The sequence below is a fragment of the Rhizobium sp. C104 genome (assembly GCF_022354505.1).
In the GTDB taxonomy this organism is placed as follows: Bacteria; Pseudomonadota; Alphaproteobacteria; order Rhizobiales; family Rhizobiaceae; genus Rhizobium; species Rhizobium redzepovicii.
On record NZ_CP092348.1, the window covers coordinates 1,909,548 to 1,929,836 of the forward strand.

Annotated in this window: 16 protein-coding genes and 1 pseudogene; 13 read left to right on the plus strand and 4 right to left on the minus strand. The window is 63.1% G+C overall.

Going from position 1 to position 20,289, the window contains the following annotated elements:
* Positions 1-46 precede the first annotated feature (46 nt).
* Complete coding sequence (locus MF410_RS10655) at positions 47-1,705, minus strand: acyl-CoA dehydrogenase family protein (RefSeq protein WP_097627253.1); 1,659 nt, start codon at positions 1,703-1,705, stop codon at positions 47-49.
* A gap of 85 nt (positions 1,706-1,790) precedes the next feature.
* Here MF410_RS10655 and MF410_RS10660 point away from each other — a divergent pair, with 85 nt between their 5' ends.
* The 9 genes and pseudogenes from MF410_RS10660 (at position 1,791) to rpmG (ending at position 13,372) form a co-directional block, all read left to right on the plus strand.
* Positions 1,791-2,840 (plus strand): aspartate carbamoyltransferase catalytic subunit, encoded by a 1,050-nt coding sequence (locus MF410_RS10660; protein WP_239620380.1) that lies wholly within the window; start codon positions 1,791-1,793, stop codon positions 2,838-2,840.
* Complete coding sequence (locus tag MF410_RS10665) at positions 2,837-4,126, plus strand: dihydroorotase (protein ID WP_097627249.1); 1,290 nt, start codon at positions 2,837-2,839, stop codon at positions 4,124-4,126. The genes MF410_RS10660 and MF410_RS10665 overlap by 4 nt, the downstream gene beginning before the upstream one ends.
* Positions 4,127-4,187: 61 nt before the next feature.
* Complete coding sequence (gene plsY, locus MF410_RS10670; RefSeq protein ID WP_097627247.1) at positions 4,188-4,808, plus strand: glycerol-3-phosphate 1-O-acyltransferase PlsY; 621 nt, start codon at positions 4,188-4,190, stop codon at positions 4,806-4,808.
* A pseudogene (gene dprA / locus MF410_RS10675) lies at positions 4,808-5,949 on the plus strand (DNA-processing protein DprA). Before plsY ends, dprA begins: the two are co-directional and overlap by 1 nt.
* A gap of 171 nt (positions 5,950-6,120) precedes the next feature.
* Positions 6,121-8,775, plus strand: coding sequence for a type I DNA topoisomerase (gene topA / locus MF410_RS10680; RefSeq protein ID WP_097627242.1), 2,655 nt, complete (start codon positions 6,121-6,123; stop codon positions 8,773-8,775).
* 1 nt (position 8,776) lies between these two features.
* On the plus strand, positions 8,777-11,149 hold the full coding sequence (gene rnr, locus MF410_RS10685) for a ribonuclease R (RefSeq protein ID WP_131711060.1): 2,373 nt from the start codon (positions 8,777-8,779) through the stop codon (positions 11,147-11,149).
* Between the two features lie 71 nt (positions 11,150-11,220).
* Positions 11,221-11,673: a DUF983 domain-containing protein gene (locus MF410_RS10690; protein ID WP_097627238.1), complete on the plus strand. Its 453-nt coding sequence runs from the start codon at positions 11,221-11,223 to the stop codon at positions 11,671-11,673.
* Between the two features lie 254 nt (positions 11,674-11,927).
* On the plus strand, positions 11,928-13,112 hold the full coding sequence (locus tag MF410_RS10695; protein WP_054181885.1) for an MFS transporter: 1,185 nt from the start codon (positions 11,928-11,930) through the stop codon (positions 13,110-13,112).
* Between the two features lie 92 nt (positions 13,113-13,204).
* Positions 13,205-13,372, plus strand: coding sequence for a 50S ribosomal protein L33 (gene rpmG, locus MF410_RS10700; protein ID WP_003587245.1), 168 nt, complete (start codon positions 13,205-13,207; stop codon positions 13,370-13,372).
* A 746-nt stretch (positions 13,373-14,118) separates the two neighbouring features.
* On the opposite strand, the gene MF410_RS10705 is transcribed toward rpmG, so the two are convergent.
* Entirely contained in the window at positions 14,119-15,492 is a 1,374-nt protein-coding gene (locus MF410_RS10705; RefSeq protein ID WP_097627236.1) for a PleD family two-component system response regulator, read from the minus strand.
* 18 nt (positions 15,493-15,510) lie between these two features.
* Entirely contained in the window at positions 15,511-15,882 is a 372-nt protein-coding gene (locus MF410_RS10710) for a response regulator (protein ID WP_003547430.1), read from the minus strand.
* A gap of 132 nt (positions 15,883-16,014) precedes the next feature.
* On the opposite strand from MF410_RS10710, the gene MF410_RS10715 reads away from it, so the two are divergent.
* Together MF410_RS10715 and MF410_RS10720 are read left to right on the plus strand one after the other, a co-directional pair.
* The gene (locus MF410_RS10715) at positions 16,015-16,323 is read left to right on the plus strand and encodes a DUF3572 domain-containing protein (protein ID WP_097627234.1); all 309 of its coding nucleotides are present in this window, start codon (positions 16,015-16,017) and stop codon (positions 16,321-16,323) included.
* Between the two features lie 11 nt (positions 16,324-16,334).
* Positions 16,335-17,003, plus strand: a complete 669-nt coding sequence (locus MF410_RS10720) for a hypothetical protein (RefSeq protein WP_239620422.1) — start codon at positions 16,335-16,337, stop codon at positions 17,001-17,003.
* On the opposite strand, the gene MF410_RS10725 is transcribed toward MF410_RS10720, so the two are convergent.
* Positions 16,978-17,565 carry a GNAT family N-acetyltransferase gene (locus tag MF410_RS10725; RefSeq protein WP_097627232.1) on the minus strand — a complete coding sequence of 196 codons (588 nt, stop codon included), beginning with the start codon at positions 17,563-17,565 and terminating at the stop codon, positions 16,978-16,980. The genes MF410_RS10720 and MF410_RS10725 overlap by 26 nt on opposite strands.
* 75 nt (positions 17,566-17,640) lie before the next feature.
* Here MF410_RS10725 and MF410_RS10730 point away from each other — a divergent pair, with 75 nt between their 5' ends.
* Together MF410_RS10730 and MF410_RS10735 are read left to right on the plus strand one after the other, a co-directional pair.
* Positions 17,641-18,933, plus strand: a complete 1,293-nt coding sequence (locus MF410_RS10730; RefSeq protein ID WP_097627284.1) for a DNA polymerase IV — start codon at positions 17,641-17,643, stop codon at positions 18,931-18,933.
* A gap of 92 nt (positions 18,934-19,025) precedes the next feature.
* Positions 19,026-20,282: a L,D-transpeptidase family protein gene (locus MF410_RS10735; RefSeq protein ID WP_097627230.1), complete on the plus strand. Its 1,257-nt coding sequence runs from the start codon at positions 19,026-19,028 to the stop codon at positions 20,280-20,282.
* Positions 20,283-20,289: the final 7 nt, after the last annotated feature.

The following is a 20,289-nucleotide window of genomic DNA, read 5'->3' on the forward strand; positions in this document are numbered from 1 at the left end:
TATCGATTGGATCGACGAGGCGAGGTGAACAATACGCCGCCTGTGGTCAGCCCGCCGGCGGATAGAGCAGGTCGACGATGTAGCTGGCGTCGAAGCGGGAATCGAGCATGCCGTAGGTGGAGCGCCAGCCGCCGGCAAGGCGCGTCTCGATGAAGGCATCGGCAATGCGCCCAGCGCCCAGCCGATAGAGTTCGGCGGCACCGGCGGCAAGCGCCAGCTGCTCGACGAGCAGGCGCGCGGCCCCCTCGTCCTGTTCGCAGAGCGCGATTGCAGCGCGCAGCACGTCGATCGTCTTCTTGCCGGCCGGACCGAGATCGCGGGCAAGACCAGCGAACACCGTCTCGAATAGGTCCTTGCCGCGGTTGAGCACGCGCAGCACGTCGAGCGCCATGACGTTGCCGGAGCCTTCCCAGATGGCGTTGACGGGAGCTTCGCGGTAATGGCGGGCGATCGGGCGTTCCTCGATATAGCCGTTGCCGCCGATGCATTCCATCGCCTCGTAGATCAGCGCCGGCGCGATCTTGCAGCACCAGTATTTGGCGACCGGCGTCATGACGCGGGCATAGGCTGCCTGCTCGGCATTGCCACGCGCCTTGTCGAAGGCGTCGGCCAGACGGAAGGACAGTGCGGTGGCGGCGGCGACATCGAGCGCCATGTCGGCCAGCACGCGCGTCATGATCGGCTGGTTGACGAGCATCTTGCCGAAGACGTTGCGGCCGCGGGTGTGGTGTACGGCTTCGGCCAGCGAGGCGCGCATCATGCCTGACGAGGCCAGCGCGCAGTCGAGCCGCGTCAGCGTCACCATGTCGAGAATGGTGCGGATCCCGGCATCCGCGCCGCCGAGCAGGAAGCCGAAGGTATCGGTGAACTCGACCTCGGCAGAGGCGTTGGATCGGTTGCCGACCTTGTCCTTCAGCCGCTGGAACTGCAAGCCGTTGGCCGAACCATCCTCCAGCAGCCGCGGCACGAGGAAGCAGCCCATGCCCTCCTTCGTCTGCGCCAGCATGATGAAGGCATCGCTCATCGGAGCGGACATGAACCATTTGTGGCCGGACAGCCGGTAGATGCCTTCGCTGACCTTTTCGGCAGCACTGCGGTTGGCGCGCACATCCGTGCCGCCCTGCTTTTCCGTCATGCCCATGCCGATGGTGACGGCGGATTTCTGCATGGCGGGTTTGTTCGACGAATCATATTTGCGCGAGAGGATTTTGGGCGCCCAGTCCTTCTGCACCGCGGCCGAGGCCGAGAGCGCGGCAACGGAGGCGCTGGTCATCGTCAGCGGGCAGAGATGGCCGGATTCCAGCTGCGCGGTCAGATAGAAGCGGGCGGCGCGAACCTTGTGGGCCTGATCCTTGGCATCGGCATCGGCCTGCGGATCCCAGACGGAAGAATGCAGGCCGACCGACATGGAGCGGCGCATCAGTGCATGCCAGGCCGGGTGGAATTCCACGACGTCGAGGCGCTCGCCGCGCGGACCGTGGGTGCGCAGCTGCGGCGCGCCCTGGTTTGCCATGCGCGCCAGCTCCTGCGCCTCCGGCGAGGTGACGTAGCGGCCCATGTTTTCCAGGTCTTCGCGAATGCCGCGCGGCAGGGCCGCCGTCAGATCGACGATCAGCGGATCGGACCGATAGGCGTTGATGCCAGACCACAGGCTCGGCTGGTTGAGTTCTGCGAGTTTTTCGTCAGTCCGGTTGGCGGAGGTCATAATTCGCTTCTAGTGTAAGAACCCGGCAAAGGGAAACCGGAAGTTATGATTCGGTTCATTCTGCTCTATCGGAATTCTGGCGAAAATGCATGGGGACATAAGCCTTTGCCCACAGCGCATGCTTGCCCCGGCGGGCCGCACTCTTTATAGACCCGCCAGAGACAGCAAGAGGCAGGGTCATGGTCTTTTTCCCCACCGCCACCTCATCGGCATTAAGGGCCTCACCGAGCAGGATATCACCTATCTGCTCGACAAGGCCGACGAAGCCGTCAAGATCAGCCGCCAGCGAGAGAAGAAGACATCGACGCTGCGCGGACTGACGCAGATCAACCTCTTCTTCGAGGCATCGACACGCACGCAGGCCTCGTTCGAACTTGCCGGGAAGCGGCTCGGCGCCGACGTCATGAACATGTCGGTCGGCAATTCCTCGGTGAAGAAGGGCGAGACGCTGATCGATACGGCGATGACGCTGAATGCGATGCGCCCCGACGTGCTGGTCATCCGCCATTCGAGCGCGGGGGCGGCCGCCCTTCTCGCCCAGAAGGTCTCCTGCTCGGTCGTCAATGCCGGCGACGGGCAGCACGAACATCCGACCCAGGCGCTGCTCGATGCGCTAACGATCCGCCGCGCCAAAGGCAAGCTCCCGCGCATCATCGTGGCGATCTGTGGCGACGTGCTGCATTCGCGGGTGGCGCGCTCCAATATCCTGCTGCTCAATGCGATGGGCGCCCGCGTGCGCGTCGTCGCGCCCGCCACTCTGCTGCCCGCCGGCATCGCCGATATGGGCGTCGAGGTCTTCCATTCGATGAAGGAAGGACTGAAGGACGCCGATGTGGTGATGATGCTGCGGCTGCAGCGCGAACGCATGTCCGGCGCCTTCGTGCCTTCGGTGCGCGAATACTATCATTTCTACGGGCTCGACGCCGAAACGTTGAAGGCGGCGAAAGAGGATGCGCTAGTCATGCATCCCGGCCCGATGAACCGCGGCGTTGAGATCGCCTCCGAGGTGGCGGACGGTCCGCAGAGCGTGATCGCCGAACAAGTGGAAATGGGGGTCGCGGTGCGAATGGCGGTGATGGAGACGCTGCTCGTATCGCAGAACCAAGGCCCCCGAACCGATGGATTGAAGGCATGAGCAACCCGATCGTCCTCCAGAACGTCCGCATCGTCGATCCCTCGCGCAATCTCGACGAGGTGGGTTCGATCATCGCCGCAAACGGGGTGATCCTGGCTGCCGGCAGCGCGGCGCAGAACCAGGGCGCGCCCGAAGGCGCTGATATCCGCGACTGCGCCGGCCTTGTCGCCACGCCCGGCCTCGTCGATGCGCGCGTCCATATCGGCGAACCCGGCGGCGAGCACCGCGAAACGATCGCCTCGGCGAGCCGGGCGGCCGCAGCCGGCGGCGTCACCTCGATCATCATGATGCCGGACACCGATCCCGTCATCGACGACATCGCGCTCGTTGAATTCGTCAAGAAGACGGCGCGCGACACCGCTGCCGTCAACGTTTATCCGGCCGCCGCCCTGACCAAGGGGCTTGCCGGCGAGGAGATGACGGAGATCGGCCTGCTGATGCAAGCAGGCGCCGTCGCCTTCACCGACGCCCATTCCAGCGTCCACGACACGCAGGTGCTGCGGCGGATCATGACCTATGCGCGCGAATTCGGCGCCGTCATCTGCTGCGAAACGCGCGACAAATATCTTGGCGCCAACGGCGTCATGCATGAGGGGCTTTTCGCCAGCTGGCTCGGGCTCTCCGGCATTCCAAGAGAAGCCGAGCTGATCCCGCTCGAACGCGATCTCAGGATCGCAGAGCTGACACGCGGCCGGTATCATGCCGCGATGATCTCGGTGCCGCAGTCGGTCGAGGCGATCGAACGCGCCCGCAGCCGCGGCGCCAAGGTGACCTCAGGCATCTCGATCAACAATCTGGCGCTCAACGAAAACGACATCGGCGAATATCGCACCTTCTTCAAGCTCTACCCGCCGCTGCGCCCGGAAGACGACCGGGGCGCCATGGTCGAGGCGTTGGCACGCGGCGAGATCGATATCATCGTCTCCTCGCACGACCCGCAGGATGTCGATACGAAGCGACTGCCCTTCGGCGAGGCTGAAGACGGGGCGATCGGCCTCGAAACCATGCTGGCGGCGGCTCTGAGGCTTCACCATGGCGGCCAGGTGAGCCTGATGCGCCTGATCGACGCCATGTCCACCCGCCCGGCTGAGATTTTCGGCCTCCCCGCCGGCACGCTGAAGCCGGGGGCTGCGGCCGATATCGCGCTGATCGATCTCGATGAGCCTTGGCTTGTCGCCAAAGACATGCTTCTCTCGCGCTCGAAGAACACGCCGTTCGAAGATGCGCGCTTCAGCGGGCGGGCGGTCGCGACATATGTCTCGGGAAAGCTTGTCCACGCGCTTTAGGAAACGGTGTCCTTAAAAAACGGGATATTAGGGATAGGCCACGGAGGGGCTGAGGCGGTATATGTTATCCAATCTCATGTCATGGCAGATCACGCTGCCGATCGCGCTTGCCGCCGCCGTCATCGGCTATCTCTTCGGCTCCATTCCTTTCGGCCTGATCCTGACGCGCGCCGCCGGGCTCGGCGACGTGCGCAGCATCGGCTCCGGCAACATCGGCGCGACCAATGTGCTGAGAACCGGAAATCGCAAGCTCGCGGCGGCGACGCTGCTGCTCGATGCGCTGAAGGCATCGGCGGCGGCCTGGGTCGTCGGTTACTTTCTCGGTGAGGAGGCTGCGATCATCGCCGGCTTCTTCGCCTTCATCGGCCACCTCTTCCCGGTCTGGATCGGCTTCAAGGGCGGGAAGGGCGTCGCCACCTATATCGGCACCCTGCTCGGCGTCGCACCGATCATGGTAGTGCTCTTCGCCGCCGTCTGGCTGGCAATCGCCTTCACCACCCGCTATTCCTCGCTGTCGGCGCTGGTCGCCATGCTTGTCATCCCGGTTGCGCTGTGGATATTGGGTAATGAAAAGGTTGCAGCCGTCATGGCGATCATGACGCTGATCTCCTACTGGAAGCACAGGGCGAATATCTCCCGGCTGATGGGCGGCACGGAAAGCAAGATCGGGGCGAAGGGATAATGGATGCGCTGAGCGCGGGACCAAAAGGCACTGTGCTGAGCGAACGGCAGAGAATTGCCTGGCTGCGCCTCATCCGTTCCGACAATATCGGCCCGGCGACCTTTCGCGACCTCATCAATCATTTCGGTTCGGCCGAGGCGGCGCTTGCGGCGTTGCCGGAGCTTTCGGCGCGCGGCGGTGCGACGCGGGCAATCCGTATCGCCAGCGAGGCCGAGACGCATCGGGAGCTGGAGGCGGCGCATCGTTTCGGCGCCCGCTTCGTCGGCATCGGCGAGCCGGACTATCCACAGGCGCTGAAGCAGATCGACGGCGCGCCGCCGCTGCTGGCCGTCAAGGGCACGCTTGCCGCCGCCAAACGACCTGCTGTCGGCGTCGTCGGCTCGCGCAACGCCTCGATCGCCGGCGCCAAATTCGCGGCGATGGTGGCCCGCGACTGCGGCCGGGCTGGATATACCGTCGTCTCGGGCCTGGCGCGCGGCATCGACACATTGGCGCATCGGGCAAGCCTGGAGACGGGCACGATCGCGGCCCTTGCCGGCGGTCTCGACCAACCCTACCCGCCGGAGAATATCGGCCTGCTTGCGGAGATAACCGGCGGCAACGGCCTGGCGGTCAGCGAAATGCCTTTCGGCTGGGAGCCCGCGCCCGTGATTTCCCGCGGCGGAACCGGCTGATCGCCGGCATCGCGCTCGGCCTCGTCGTGGTGGAAGCGGCAACGCGCTCGGGATCGCTGATCACCGCCCGCCTTGCCGGCGAGTTCGGCCGGCTGGTATTTGCCGTACCGGGCTCACCGCTCGATCCGCGCTGCCATGGCACCAACGGCCTGCTCAAGGACGGCGCTTCGATCGTCACCGCACCCGCCGATGTCATCGAGGCCTTGGCGCCGCTTGTGCAATTCGAGCTGTTCCCGTCGTCGATGGCGGAGGAGCCGCCGCGTGACGGCGGGGCAATGACGATGCCGCCCGGCGATACGGATCGCAATCGCATCATCGATGCGCTCGGGCCGACGCCGGTCGAGATCGACGATATTATCCGCCACACCGGACTGTCGGCATCGGCGGTCTATCTGATCCTGCTGGAACTCGACATCGCAGGCAGGCTGCACCGGCATCAGGGCGGTCTCATCTCGCTTTCCGATTGAGCTTTGCGCGATACGGGCCGGCCGCTTTGCAGCAGCCGCAAGACGTAAAATTGTAGCTAACCCCTTGACCGCAGCGATTTCCCTGTCCATGTCGGAGGGCCGACATCCATGTCGCGGTGTGTGTTGCGCTGGTTTCAACGCTGGCGTCGTTTCCTTTTTTAGAGAATCATCATGAATGTTGTAGTGGTGGAATCGCCTGCCAAGGCCAAGACGATCAACAAGTATCTGGGTTCGGGATACAAAGTGCTCGCCTCCTTCGGCCATGTGCGCGATCTGCCTGCCAAGGATGGCTCGGTCCTCCCCGATCAGGATTTCGAAATGCTTTGGGAGGTCGACGGGGCCTCGGCCAAACGGATGAAGGATATCGCCGACGCGGTGAAATCTTCCGACGGCCTTTTTCTCGCGACCGACCCGGATCGCGAAGGCGAAGCGATTTCCTGGCACGTCCTCGACATGCTCAACAAGAAGCGGGTGCTGAACGGCAAGCCGGTCAAGCGAGTCGTCTTCAACGCGATCACCAAGAAGGCGGTGCTCGACGCGATGGCCGATCCGCGCGACATCGACGTGCCGCTGGTCGACGCCTATCTCGCGCGCCGCGCGCTCGACTACCTCGTTGGCTTCAATCTTTCGCCGGTCCTCTGGCGCAAGCTGCCCGGCGCACGCTCCGCCGGCCGCGTCCAGTCGGTGGCGCTTCGCCTGGTCTGCGACCGCGAATCCGAAATCGAGCGGTTCATTTCGGAAGAATACTGGAACATCTCGGCGCTGCTGAAGACGCCGCGTGGCGACGAGTTCGAGGCAAGGCTGGTTTCGGCCAACGGCAAGCGGCTGCAGCCGCGCGCGATCGGCAACGGCGAGGACGCGGGCCGCCTGAAGGCGTTGCTGGACGGCGCGAGCTATGTCGTCGACACGGTCGAAGCCAAGCCGGTCAAGCGCAATCCCGGACCGCCATTTACGACCTCGACCTTGCAGCAGGCTGCCTCCTCCAATCTCGGCTTCTCCGCATCGCGCACCATGCAGATCGCCCAGAAGCTTTATGAAGGCGTCGATATCGGCGGCGAGACCGTCGGTCTCATCACCTATATGCGAACCGACGGCGTGCAGATGGCGCCCGAGGCGATCGAGGCGGCGCGCCGCGCCATCGTCGACCAGTTCGGTGAGCGTTATATGCCTGAAAAGGCGCGCTTCTATTCCACCAAGGCCAAGAACGCCCAGGAGGCGCACGAGGCGATCCGCCCGACCGATTTCTACCGCTCGCCCGACCGCGTGCGCCAATTCCTCGACGCCGACCAGATTCGGCTCTACGACCTGATCTGGAAGCGCGGTATCGCCAGCCAGATGGCCTCGGCCGAAATCGAGCGCACGACGGCTGAAATCACCGCCGACAACAAGGGCGAGAAGGCCGGGCTGCGCGCCGTCGGCTCGGTCATCCGCTTCGATGGCTTCATAGCCGCCTATACCGATCAGAAGGAAGACGGCGAGCAGAGCGACGACGGCGACGAGGGTGGCCGCCTGCCGGAGATCAATGCGCGCGAGACGCTCGCCAAGCAGAAGATCAATTCGACCCAGCATTTCACCGAGCCGCCGCCGCGCTACTCAGAAGCCTCGCTGATCAAGAAGATGGAAGAGCTCGGCATCGGCCGCCCCTCTACCTATGCCGCGACGCTGACGACGCTGCGCGACCGCGACTATGTGACGATCGACAAACGCAAGCTGATCCCGCAGGCCAAGGGCCGGCTGGTGACGGCTTTCCTCGAAAGCTTCTTCACCAAATATGTCGAATACGACTTCACCGCCGATCTCGAGGAAAAGCTCGACCGGATTTCCGCCGGCGAGCTGAACTGGAAGCAGGTGCTGCGCGATTTCTGGAAAGATTTCTTCGCCCAGATCGAAGACACCAAGGAACTGCGCGTCACCAATGTGCTCGATTCGCTGAACGAGGCGCTGGCGCCGCTGGTCTTCCCGAAGCGGGAAGACGGCAGCGATCCCCGGATCTGCCAGGTCTGCGGCACCGGCAACCTGTCGCTGAAGCTCGGCAAATACGGCGCCTTCGTCGGCTGCTCGAACTATCCGGAATGCAATTACACCCGCCAGCTCTCCTCCGAAAACGGCGGAGAAGCGGATGGTGCCGCCCTCAACGAACCGAAGAACCTCGGCACCGATCCGACGACCGGCGAGGAACTGACGCTGCGCTCTGGCCGCTTCGGCCCCTATATCCAGCGCGGCGACGGCAAGGAGGCCAAACGCGCTTCGCTGCCGAAGGGCTGGAAGCCTGAGGACATCGACTACGAAAAGGCGATGGCGCTGATTTCGCTGCCGCGCGATATCGGCAAACATCCGGAATCGGGCAAGATGATCTCGTCTGGCATCGGCCGCTATGGGCCGTTCCTGCTGCATGACGGTTCCTATGCCAATCTGGAAACGATCGAGGATGTGTTCTCGGTCGGCCTCAACCGCGCCGTGACCGTCATTGCCGAAAAGGCAAAACAGGCGCCGGGCCGCGGTTCGCGCGGCACGCCGGCGGCGCTGAAGACGCTCGGCGATCATCCCGATGGCGGCGCCATTACTGTTCGCGACGGCAAGTACGGTCCTTACGTCAACTGGGGCAAGGTCAACGCCACACTGCCCAAGGGCAAGGATCCGCAGGCCATCACCGTCGAGGAGGCGCTGGCGCTGATCACGGAAAAGGCCGGCAAGGCGCCTGCGGGCAAGACGAGCAAGGCGAAAGCCAAGCCGAAGGCGGCGGCGGCCGAAGCCAAGACCACCAAGACGGCGGCCAAGCCAAAGGCAACGAAGGCGAAAGCGCCCGCGAAATCGAAAAAGAGCTGACGTGAGCAGAATACCGCGCGACAGAACGAACCCTGCGGGCAAGCGCCCGGGCAAGATCGGCCGTGCCGGCAAGGATGCTCCCGCCGTCGAGCCGCTGAATATCGTCCACGGCGCGCTGCCGTCGCGGGAGGTGATCCTGCGCTTCATCGCCGATCATCCGCAGAAAGCTTCCAAGCGGGAACTCGCCAAGGCTTTCGGGCTGAAGGGCGACAGCCGCGTCGAGCTCAAGCACATGCTGCAGGAGCTCGAGCAGGAAGGCATGCTGCAGAAGAACCGCAAGTCGCTGATCCGCCCCGGCGCGCTGCCGCCGGTCACCGTTCTCGATATCACCACGCGCGACAAGGACGGCGATCTGATCGGCCGGCCGGCGGAATGGCCCGAGGATCAGGGTGTCGCGCCCGCCGTCGCCATCCGCCAGCAATCGCCCGCAGGCCGCCAGGGCAAGGGCAAGGCACCGGTCGCCGGCCTCGGCGACCGCATTCTGGCGAAGATCTTCCCGGCCGTCGATCGCGGCGGGCCGGCCTATACGGCGCGGATCATCAAAGTGATCGACAAGCGCCGCGGCGCCTCGATGGGCGTTTTCCGCGCAGCACCCGGCGGCGGCGGCCGGCTGCTGCCGATCGAGCGGCGCGGCGAGGAGATGGTCATCGATCCAGACTTCACCGGCGGTGCCAAAGACGGCGACCTGGTCGAGATCGAAGTCGCCCGTCTCGGGCGCTTCGGCCTGCCCCGCGCCAAGGTGCTTTCGGTCGTGGGTTCGGTCGGCTCGGAAAAGGCGATCTCGATGATCGCCATCCATGCGCACGGCATTCCGCATGTCTTCCCGCCAGCCGTCATCGCCGAGGCGGAGGACGCAAAACCGGCGACGATGTCGCATCGCGAGGACTGGCGCGACGTGCCGCTGATCACCATCGATCCGGCCGATGCCAAGGACCACGACGACGCCGTCTATGCCGAACTCGACCCCTCGCCCGACAACCCCGGCGGCGTCATCGTCACCGTGGCGATTGCCGACGTCTCCTGGTATGTCCGCCCGAAGTCGCCGCTCGACCGCGAGGCGCTGAAGCGCGGCAACTCGGTCTATTTCCCGGATCGCGTCGTGCCGATGCTGCCGGAGCGCATTTCCAACGATCTCTGCTCGCTGAAGGAAGGCGTCGACCGCCCGGCGCTTGCCGTGCGCATGAGCTTTTCCGGGGAAGGCCGCAAGATCGGCCACACGTTTCATCGCGTCATGATGAAGAGCGCGGCCAAACTCTCCTACCAGCAGGCGCAGGCGGCGATCGACGGCAAGCCGGACGACAAGACCTGGCCGATGCTCGAGCCGATCCTGAAGCCGCTCTGGCACGCCTACGAGGTGATGAAGCGCGGCCGCGACCGGCGCCAGCCGCTGGAACTCGACATGCCGGAGCGCAAGATCCTGCTGAAGCCCGACGGCACCGTCGACCGGGTCCACGTGCCGCCGCGGCTCGACGCGCACAAGCTGATCGAGGAGATGATGATCCAGGCGAACGTCGCCGCCGCCGAGACCCTGGAAAAGAAACGCCAGCCGCTGATCTACCGCATCCATGACGGGCCGACGCTTGCCAAGCAGGAAATCCTGCGCGAGTTCCTGGCGACGCTCGGCATCCCGCTTGCCAAGGGCGGCAATATGCGCGCCAACAACTTCAACGGCATTCTGGCGAAGGCCGACGGCACGCCGCACCAGACCATGGTCAACGAGATGGTGCTGCGCTCGCAGAGCCAGGCGATCTACGGCCCCGAGAATATTGGCCATTTCGGCCTCAACCTGATGAAATACGCGCATTTCACCTCGCCGATCCGTCGTTACGCCGATCTCATCGTGCATCGCGCCCTCGTCGGCTCGCTCGGCTTCGGCGAAGGCGGCATCACGACAGAGGAAGAGGCAGCGCTCGACGATATCGCCGCGGAAATTTCGACCTTCGAGCGCCGGGCGATGGCGGCCGAGCGTGAGACGGTCGACCGGCTGATCGCGCATCATTTGAGCGGACGCGTCGGCGAGGAATTTGCCGGGCGGGTCTCGGGTGTTACGAAATCCGGGCTTTTCATCGCCCTGCCGGAGTATGGCGCCGACGGTTTCGTCCCGATATCGACGCTCGGCACCGACTATTTCATCTATGACGAGGCGCATCAGGCGCTCTCGGGTGAACGTACGGGGCTCGGCTATCGCCTTGGCGACAACGTCACGGTGAAGCTTGCCGAAGCAATCCCGCTTGCCGGCGCGCTTCGGTTCGAGATGGTCAGCGAAGGGCGCGCGATGCCGGCGGCGGTGCGCTCCTTCCACAAAGCCGGCCGCCGCGACCGGGGCCAGCTTCGCAAGAAGCCGGGAACGAGGCCACCGCGCGGGCGGCATTGAAATGTTCCGGCTGTCCGAAAGCGGCATTGGGCGAGATTCACCAGCCTATGCGGCCTGAAGAGGAAGATGCGATGAGCACACCGACCGAACCGGTCGTCCGCTATGGCGACAGGCCCGAGGCCGAGCGTCCGCTGGGACGCTCCATCCTGCGCGGGCTGGTGAACCGCTGCCCGGCCTGCGGCAGCGGCAAACTTTTCCGTGCCTTCCTGAAGCCGGTCGATCATTGCGCGGCCTGCGGCGAGGCGATGCATCACCAACGCGCCGACGACCTGCCGCCCTACATCGTCATCCTCGTTCTCGGACACGTCGTGGTCGGCGGCTACATGCTGACCGACATGACCTTCGTGCTGCCGATATGGGTGCATATTGCCATCTGGGCACCGATCACCGTCATCACCGCGCTCGCCTCGATCCAGCCGATCAAGGGCGGCGTCATCGGCCTGCAATGGGCGCTGCGCATGCACGGTTTCGGCGGCGAGAGCGATGGTCCGGACGATTATGACATCCCCGGACCCCCGGAGTGATCACTTTCACCTTCCAGACATATTTACCGTGTAGTGCCAGCGCTCCACCGACCACCACCCAAATGCGGCAGCCGACGATCCTCAACCCGACATGGTAAGCATTTCTTGGCCGAACGGGCTTTACATTCCGCAGATGGTCACTCACATCGGAAATACTGCGAAGCGGCATCCGTCACCCGGATTTGGCACGTCTGTGTCTATCTGTCCGACGGGGACCGGCCGATTCGCTCGCGCAGCTTTCTAAGGATGGATAAATGTCTCAGCCGAGAAACGGCACACCGGGCGATGTCGAGGAAATCCATTGGCCTTCTCTGGTGGCAGCCATCTCGTCGATCTCAGCCGTTGGCATAGCAATCGGCCTCGGGCTCCCGCTTCTTAGCATCATCCTGGAAAAACGCGGCATCTCGTCTACACTGATCGGGCTGAACACGGCGATGGCAGGCGTCGCGGCGATGGCCGCCGCACCCATCACCACCAGGCTCGCGCATAAATACGGCGTTGCGCCGACTATGCTCTGGGCGGTGCTGATTTCGGCGCTGAGCGCGCTTGGGTTTTATTATGCCCAGGATTTCTGGATGTGGTTTCCGTTGCGTTTCGCCTTTCACGGCGCAACGACGACGCTGTTCATCCTTTCCGAATTCTGGATCAATGCCGCCTCGCCGCCGTCCAAACGCGGCTTCGTGCTCGGCATCTATGCGACCGTGCTTTCCCTCGGCTTTGCGGCCGGGCCGCTCTTGTTTTCGATCCTCGGCAGCGACGGCATCTTCCCCTTCCTGATCGGCGCCGGCGCTATCCTGCTGGCCGCCATTCCGATCTTCATTGCCCGCGACGAGAGCCCGGTGCTCGAGGAAAAACCGGAGCTGCATTTCATGCGCTACGTCTTCCTGGTGCCGACGGCAACGGCGGCGGTCTTCATCTTCGGCGCGGTCGAAGCGGGCGGCCTGTCCCTGTTCCCGATCTTTGCCGTACGCGCCCATTTCACCGAATCGCAGGCCGCACTTCTGCTTACCATGATGGGCGTCGGCAATGTCATCTTCCAGATCCCGCTCGGCCTGCTTTCCGACCGCATTCCCGACAAGCGGCCGCTTCTGGCCGGCATGGCGCTGATGGGCTTCGTCGGTTCGATGATGCTGCCGCTGCTGGTTGACAACTGGCTGCTGATGGCCGGGCTCCTGCTTTTCTGGGGCGGCTGCGTCTCCGGCCTTTATACGGTCGGCCTCAGTCATCTCGGCTCACGGCTGACGGGCTCCGACCTTGCGGCGGCCAATGCCGCCTTCGTCTTCTGTTATGCGATGGGAACCGTGGCCGGGCCGCAGGCAATCGGTGCGGCGATCGATGTCGCCGGAAATAACGGTTTTGCCTGGGCGATTGCCGCATTCTTCGGCCTCTACGCCCTACTTTCCGGCATCAGACTGATGTTCATTCGAAAACGGACTTGACTTTTCGGGCGGGATTCGTAGTTTCGCGCCAGAATTTGCCGTGGAGCCCATCCGGCTTCCACGGCTTTCATTTTCTTAAAGGCAGGACGACCATGGCCAAGGCTACAACAATCAAGATCAAGCTGCTGTCGACAGCCGACACCGGTTTCTTCTACGTCACGACGAAGAACAGCCGTACGATGACGGACAAGATGACGAAGACGAAGTATGACCCGATTGCTAAGAAGCACGTCGAGTTCAAGGAAACCAAGATCAAGTAATCACTTGGTTGCCGGATTTCGCAAAAAGCGCGCGCCCTCGGGTTGCGCGTTTTTTATTGCCCGAATTGGCCCTCTTGAAAATGACAGCGCAAACAGAAAAACGCCGCCCTTCCATCTTCGGGAAGTGGCGGCGTTTTCTTGAAAGGGGGTCGGCCAGCATGCAAAACGGCACGAGGAACCGCTATAACTTGCCTACTAGCCGACCGACCCCACGACCCAGGAGATGCGGCGGACCTGAGCATCATGGGGTATCGACAACTCCTCAGCGGGAGCGCTTCTCTTATGAGCCGATAATTTGCGCAAAAATGAAAGAAAATCAACAAATTCTTAATGATGATTTTTGCGGACTTGATTCTATGGTTAAAAGTCCAGTTTTGGTACATACAAAGATTTATCGCCTCTGCTTAGGGATGAAGCCTAGACGCTGACCCACCCAAGAAATTCGACAATATAACGTAATAACCTACACCTGCCCTCCCCCTACGTGATGTGGTGCGGCGGGACTCTATTTCCGCCCATCGGCCGAAGGCGGTTTTTATAGTCGGGGTTTTATTTTTAGCTATGGCCGGACGCCTTCAAGACTATCGGGCAGCGGCGCATCCGCAGCAAAGCCGGAAATCCATTTTTGGGCTATTTGACTGCAAATTTTTCACGCCGCGCTGTGTGGGCGAGCATTAAAAATCGGTAATAGTCCGCTTACCACGGTGGAAAACCCATAAACGGCACATAAGGCGACAGCTGATTCGTCAGGCCGCGGCAGCGACGACGCGATTGCGGCCGGTATTCTTGGCTTCGTAGAGCGCAAGATCGGCCTGCTTCATCAGCTGATCCGGGGTCAGCACCGAACCGACGCGCGACGCGATGCCGAAGGAAGCGGTGACATTCAGCGCCTCTCCCGCGTGTTTCAGCCTGAAGGGCGCGTTTTCGACGGCCGCCCGCAGGCGCTCGGCGACAGCGGCGGCAATTTCCGGCGAGGTATCCGGCATGACGACGACGAATTCCTCCCCGCCGTAGCGGCAAGCGAGATCGGCGCCGCGAATGGTCGAGCGGACACGATTGGCAAACTCCCGCAGCACTTCGTCGCCGCCGTCATGACCATAGGTGTCGTTCACCTGCTTGAAGCGGTCGATATCGGTGATCAGCACCGAAAGCGGCCGGCCGCGCGCCATCGAACGGTTGAAGAGCACGTTCAGGTGATTGTCGAGATAGCGCCGGTTATAAAGGCCGGTCAGCGGATCGGTCACGGCAAGCTCGATCGTCTGCTTGACGCTGGCGCGCAGGCGGTCGTTGCAGCGCTTGCGACGGATCTGCGTCAGGCTGCGGGCAACAAGCTCGTTGGGATCGACCGGGCGGATAATGTAGTCGTTGACGCCGAGATCGAGCGCACGCACGACCATCTCGTCCGCGCCCTGCTCGGTGATGATCAGGATCGGCAGAAAGCGCGTGCGCTCCAGCGAGCGCAGCTGCGAGCAGAGGCGCAGCGGATCATAATCGTCGAAATTGGCGTTGACGATGACGAGGTCGAACGGGCTTTCGGCCGCCTCGAAGAGCGCTGCCTGCGGATCGGAAAGGGCAAGCACGTCGGCGACGGGCTTCAGCGCCTTGATGATGCGCTCCTGCGAATTGGCGCGGCCGTCGACGAGCAGGATCTGACCGGTCTCGTCGGCACGGCCCTCGCCTGCCCGCATGAGGTCGTCGATGCCCATCGTATGGGCGGTGTCGGCGCGGATGCGCAGTTCATCGCTCAACGTCTTCAGCCGCAGCAGGCTCTTCACCCGTGAAATCAGCTGAAGGTCGTTGACGGGCTTGGTGAGGAAATCGTCGGCGCCGGCCTTCAGGCCGCGGACGCGGTCGGCCGGCTGATCAAGTGCCGTGACCATGACGACAGGGATATGGGCGGTCTTGCGGCTGGCCTTCAGCCGCTCGCAGACCTCGAAACCATCGATGCCGGGCATCATGATGTCGAGCAGGATCAGATCGACCTGGTTGCGCTCGCAGATCGCCAGCGCCGTGTAGCCGTCGGCCGCGGTCATCACGTCGAAATACTCCGCAAGCAGCCGCGCTTCGAGCAGCTTCACGTTGGCCGGAATATCGTCAACCACCAGTATTCGCGCAGTCATAGCTGTCTTTCCGATGCGTCAGGCATCGCCCAGATAGGTCTTGATCGTCTCGATGAATTTCGGAACCGAGATCGGCTTGGAAACATAGGCTTCGCAGCCGCCCTGGCGGATCCGCTCCTCGTCGCCCTTCATCGCGAAAGCCGTGACGGCGATGACGGGAATCACGTGCAGCTCGTCGTCTTCTTTCAGCCATTTCGTGACTTCGAGGCCGGAGACCTCGGGAAGCTGAATATCCATCAGGATGAGGTCGGGGCGATGCTTGCGCGCCAGATCGAGCGCCTCCATGCCGTTTCTGGTCTGGATCGTGGTATAGCCGGACGCCTCGATGAGGTCGCGAAAGAGCTTCATGTTGAGCTCGTTATCTTCTACAATCATCACCTGTTTGGGCATGACAAGCTGTCCCTACGTCCGTTCGCGCAGCGGTTCGTCCCATGAGAAAGGCACATGCGGACAAGAGCTCCGTGAAACCGATAGCGCACGCTAGCGGCATTTGGTTGAAGAAAAGGTAACTTACCCCTCGAAATGCAAAGCAACTTCAAGACTTCGAAACAACAGGCCGCCGACCCGCACGCGACCGCGATCGCCGTGCTCGGCTGGCTTGCCGACGACCCCGACATGTTCGGCCGATTTCTTGCGCTGACCGGTGTCGCGCCCGGCCAGGTGCGCAGCGCCGTCAACGACCCCAGCTTTCTCGCCGGCATGATGGATTTCCTGATGAACCACGAACCGACGGCGATGGCTTTTTGCGCGGCGAGCGGCATCAGCCCGGAAGCGGTCACTGCCGCCTGGCAGCATTTCTCTTCGCCGGGCCTCGATTCCGGGGAATATTGACGGTGACCGGCATGGGGGAACTCGATATCTCGCATATCCGGCTCGGCAAACGGCCGCTGATCGTCTGCGACGTCGACGATGTCGTGCTGCAGTTCATCGGCCCCTTCCAGCTTTTTCTTGAAAGCCAGGGTCATGCGTTCCTGCCGCGCTCGTTCCGGCTCCACGGCAACATCGTCTCGCAGACGGATGGCGCGGAGATCGAGGATCAGCAGGTCAGCCGACTGATCGAGGAGTTTTTCGAGGCGCAGGAGCTGTGGCAGACGCCGCTCGATCGCGTCGTCGAAACGCTCGGCCGGCTTTCTGAGGCCGCCGACGTGCTGTTCCTGACGGCCATGCAGCCGCGGTTCCAGGATCAGCGCCGCCGCCTCCTCGACCGGATCGGCCTGCTTTTTCCACTGCTTGCCAGCGAAGAGCCTAAGGGGCCGATCGTTCACGCATTGCATGCCAGCCGCTCCCTTCCCGTCGTCTTCATCGATGATATGGCGCGCAATCTGCATTCCGTTAGGGAACATGTTGCCGATTGCCTGCTGATTCACCTGATGCCCAACTCTCCCGTCCATCGTTTCGCGCCGGCGGCCGCCGACGGCATCACCCGCGTCAGCGACTGGACTGATGCCGCCGCGCTGATCGAGGCGCATTTCCTTGCCGGCGCTTTCAGCCCTGCAGTTCCAGCCGCATGAGCGGACGGCCGTCCTTGCGCCGAGCCACCGTCTCAAAACCGGCCGCGTCGAAGATCGCCGTCGAGCCGATGCAGAGAGTCACCGATTTCGACTGCTTCACATGATCGATCGGACAGGCCTCGAGCAGCCGCGCGCCCTGGCGCCGGGCGTGATCGATCGCTAGGGAAAGCAGGCGATGGCTCATGCCCTTGCCGCGCAAGCGCGGTAGCAGGAAGAAGCAGCTGACGGCCCAGATCGACGGATCGTCCGCATCGCCCTCCTCCAACGGCCGCGAGACCGTGCGCGAAGAATTGAACTGCGGCACGTCATGGCGCGGCCCGATCTGGACCCAGGCGACCGGCGCGCCACCGGCATAACAGAGAATGCCCGGCGGCGGCCCGGCCTTGATCCGGTCGTGCATATGCGCCTTGCGCTCGTCGGCCGCCATCTTCGTTCTGATCGCATGCGGCAGGCGCAACGCGAGGCACCAGCAATTGTAGAAGGCACCCTGCGGCCCGAACAGGGTTTCGAAATCGTCCCAGCGTTCTGCCGTTACCGGTTCGAAACGAAGATCGTTATCCATAGGCAAAGCTCCCGCCTCTCTTGAGACTCGGAAGCTTAAGGCGTAGTGTCGCGGCGTTCAACCTTTGTTCTCATGATGACGCCCGCGCCCGACAAGACACCCGGCTTCTGTCGCGACTGCCTTGCCGAGCAGAAGGGCGAGGCGCGCCGTTGCGTGTCCTGCGGCAGCCCGCGTCTGGTGCGCCATCGGGAGCTCTATGCCTTGACGCTTGCGCATATCGATTGCGACGCCTTCTATGCGGCCGTCGAGAAACGCGACAATCCGGATCTTGCCGACAAGCCTGTGATTATCGGCGGCGGCAAACGCGGCGTCGTCTCCACCGCCTGCTATATCGCCCGCATCCACGGCGTGCGGTCGGCGATGCCGATGTTCAAGGCGCTGGAAGCCTGCCCTCAGGCGATCGTCATCCGGCCGGACATGGAAAAATACGTCCGAGTCGGGCGCCAGGTGCGCGCCATGATGCAGGATCTGACGCCGCTGGTGCAGCCGCTGTCGATCGACGAGGCCTTCCTGGAGCTCGGCGGTACCGAGAGGCTGCATCACGATCCGCCGGCCCGTACACTCGCCAAATTCGCCCGCCGGGTCGAAAAGGAGATCGGCATCAGCGTGTCGGTCGGGCTTTCCTATTGCAAATTCCTCGCCAAGGTCGCCTCCGACCTGCAGAAGCCGCGCGGCTTTTCCGTCATCGGGCGTGAGGAAGCGGTCGAGTTTCTGGCGCCGCGTCCGGTCACTACGATCTGGGGCGTCGGCAAGGCCTTTGCGGCGACGCTGGAAGCGGACGGCATCCGCACCATTAGCCAATTGCAGCAGATGGAGGAAAACGACCTGATGCGCCGCTACGGCAGCATCGGCCAGCGGCTCGCCCGGCTTTCGCGCGGCATCGACGACCGTGAAGTGCATCTCAATGATGCGGCCAAGAGCGTTTCATCGGAGACCACCTTCTTCGAAGATATCTGGCGTTATGACGATCTGGTGCCGATCCTGCGCAATCTCTCGGAAAAGGTCTCCTGGCGACTGAAGAAAAACGACATCGCCGGCCAGACAGTGGTCCTGAAGATGAAGACCGCCGACTTCAAGTTACGCACGCGCAACCGCAAGCTCGAAGACCCGACCCAGCTTGCCGACCGGATCTTTCGCGTCGGGCTTGAGCTTCTCGAAAAAGAAACCGACGGCACGAAGTTCCGGCTGATCGGCATCGGCGTCACCGATCTCGGCGATGCCGCCCGCGCCGATCCGCCCGATCTCATCGACCGGCAATCGGGCCGGCGGGCGGCCGCCGAAGCGGCGATGGACAAGTTGCGCGACAAGTTCGGCAAGAACACCGTCGAGACCGGCTACACCTTCGGCAGCGGCAAGCGCGATCACTAAAGCGTGAGGCGTGAGCGCCGTGCGACCTATAAAATCTTCCTTAAACTTCGTCCCATAATGTGCCGGGCAAGTATTGCGTATGGTTGGCTATCATGTTCTCGCGTCTCGTCTTCGGCCTCGGCTTGCTGTCGGCCACCGCACTCGTGCACCCTGCTCTGGCCGCGGACGCGCGCACGCTGCAGATCATCGTCTCGAAGGACAAGCAGTCGCTTGCGGTCTATGACGGCACCGAGGTCGTCGCGACCTCGAAAGTCTCGACCGGCAAGGACGGACATACGACGCCGAGCGGTATCTTCTCGGTGCTCGAAAAGCAGAAATACCACGAATCCAATCTCTATTCGAACGCGCCAATGCCCTTCATGCAGAGGCTGACATGGTCGGGCATTGCGTTGCATGAATCCAATTCCGTGCCGCGTTATCCGGCCTCGCACGGCTGCGTGCGCATGCCCGGCGCCTTTGCAAAAAAGCTATACGGGATGACCGAGCCCGGCATTCCCGTCATCATCAGCGATGGCGAAGTGGTGCCGCAGCCGATCGACCATCCGACCCTTTTCCATCCGCAGGCGCCGGCGCCGATGCTTCTGCTTTCGGATGTCGAACTGCGGCCTTCGATGCCCGACAGCCCGGGCACGCCGGTGCAGGTGGCGATGAACGACACGGCTGCGATGCCGATGCCGGCAGCACCGCCGGTTGCAGCGCCCGAAGCGGAGCGGCCATCCGAACCGATCAGCATGCTGATCACCCGCCGCACGTTGCGCGAGACGGTGATCGACATCCAGACGCTGCTGAACCAGCTCGGCTTTTCCGCCGGCGTTCCGGACGGGTTGCTCGGGCCGGCGACCGTGCAGGCGATCAAGGCGTTCAAGACGCTGCGGCCGGCGGAATTTGCCGGCGACAGGAGCCTCATCTCCGACACGCTGCTGAAATCGGTCTATGCCGCAACAGGCAAGGGCGAGCCGCCGAACGGCGTCATCATGGTGCGCCGGGCGTTCAAGCCGATCTTCGAAGCGCCGGTGACGATCGCCGATCAGGGCTTGGCGCTTGGCACGCATTTCTTCACGCTGCATGCACTCGATGAAAAGGCCGGTTCGGCGGATTGGCTCGGCATCACGCTCGAAAACAATCTCTCCCGCGAGACGATGAAGCGGCTCGGCGTCACCAATCAGGAAAGCTCGATCGTCAGCGGCAGGCCGATCGCCCGGTCGCTCAACCGCATCACGATCCCGGAGGAGACCCGGCACAGGATCGAGGCGCTGATCGCACCCGGCTCGACGCTGACGATCTCCGATACCGGCCTTGGCCGGGATACCGGCGAAGGCACGGATTTCATCACCATCACCCGGGGTTGATCGCAAT

Excerpts from the sequence above, each read along its gene's own strand:
- MF410_RS10695 (WP_054181885.1), top strand. The coding sequence starts at position 11,928 with ATGTCTCAGCCGAGAAACGGCACACCGGGCGATGTCGAGGAAATCCAT.
- MF410_RS10730 (WP_097627284.1), top strand. The coding sequence starts at position 17,641 with ATGACGCCCGCGCCCGACAAGACACCCGGCTTCTGTCGCGACTGCCTT.
- MF410_RS10690 (WP_097627238.1), top strand. The coding sequence starts at position 11,221 with ATGAGCACACCGACCGAACCGGTCGTCCGCTATGGCGACAGGCCCGAG.
- MF410_RS10720 (WP_239620422.1), top strand. The coding sequence starts at position 16,335 with ATGGGGGAACTCGATATCTCGCATATCCGGCTCGGCAAACGGCCGCTG.
- MF410_RS10705 (WP_097627236.1), bottom strand. The coding sequence starts at position 15,492 with ATGACTGCGCGAATACTGGTGGTTGACGATATTCCGGCCAACGTGAAG.
- rpmG (WP_003587245.1), top strand. The coding sequence starts at position 13,205 with ATGGCCAAGGCTACAACAATCAAGATCAAGCTGCTGTCGACAGCCGAC.
- topA (WP_097627242.1), top strand. The coding sequence starts at position 6,121 with ATGAATGTTGTAGTGGTGGAATCGCCTGCCAAGGCCAAGACGATCAAC.
- MF410_RS10710 (WP_003547430.1), bottom strand. The coding sequence starts at position 15,882 with ATGCCCAAACAGGTGATGATTGTAGAAGATAACGAGCTCAACATGAAG.
- MF410_RS10660 (WP_239620380.1), top strand. The coding sequence starts at position 1,791 with ATGCATGGGGACATAAGCCTTTGCCCACAGCGCATGCTTGCCCCGGCG.
- plsY (WP_097627247.1), top strand. The coding sequence starts at position 4,188 with ATGTTATCCAATCTCATGTCATGGCAGATCACGCTGCCGATCGCGCTT.
- MF410_RS10735 (WP_097627230.1), top strand. The coding sequence starts at position 19,026 with ATGTTCTCGCGTCTCGTCTTCGGCCTCGGCTTGCTGTCGGCCACCGCA.
- MF410_RS10715 (WP_097627234.1), top strand. The coding sequence starts at position 16,015 with ATGCAAAGCAACTTCAAGACTTCGAAACAACAGGCCGCCGACCCGCAC.
- MF410_RS10655 (WP_097627253.1), bottom strand. The coding sequence starts at position 1,705 with ATGACCTCCGCCAACCGGACTGACGAAAAACTCGCAGAACTCAACCAG.
- MF410_RS10665 (WP_097627249.1), top strand. The coding sequence starts at position 2,837 with ATGAGCAACCCGATCGTCCTCCAGAACGTCCGCATCGTCGATCCCTCG.
- MF410_RS10725 (WP_097627232.1), bottom strand. The coding sequence starts at position 17,565 with ATGGATAACGATCTTCGTTTCGAACCGGTAACGGCAGAACGCTGGGAC.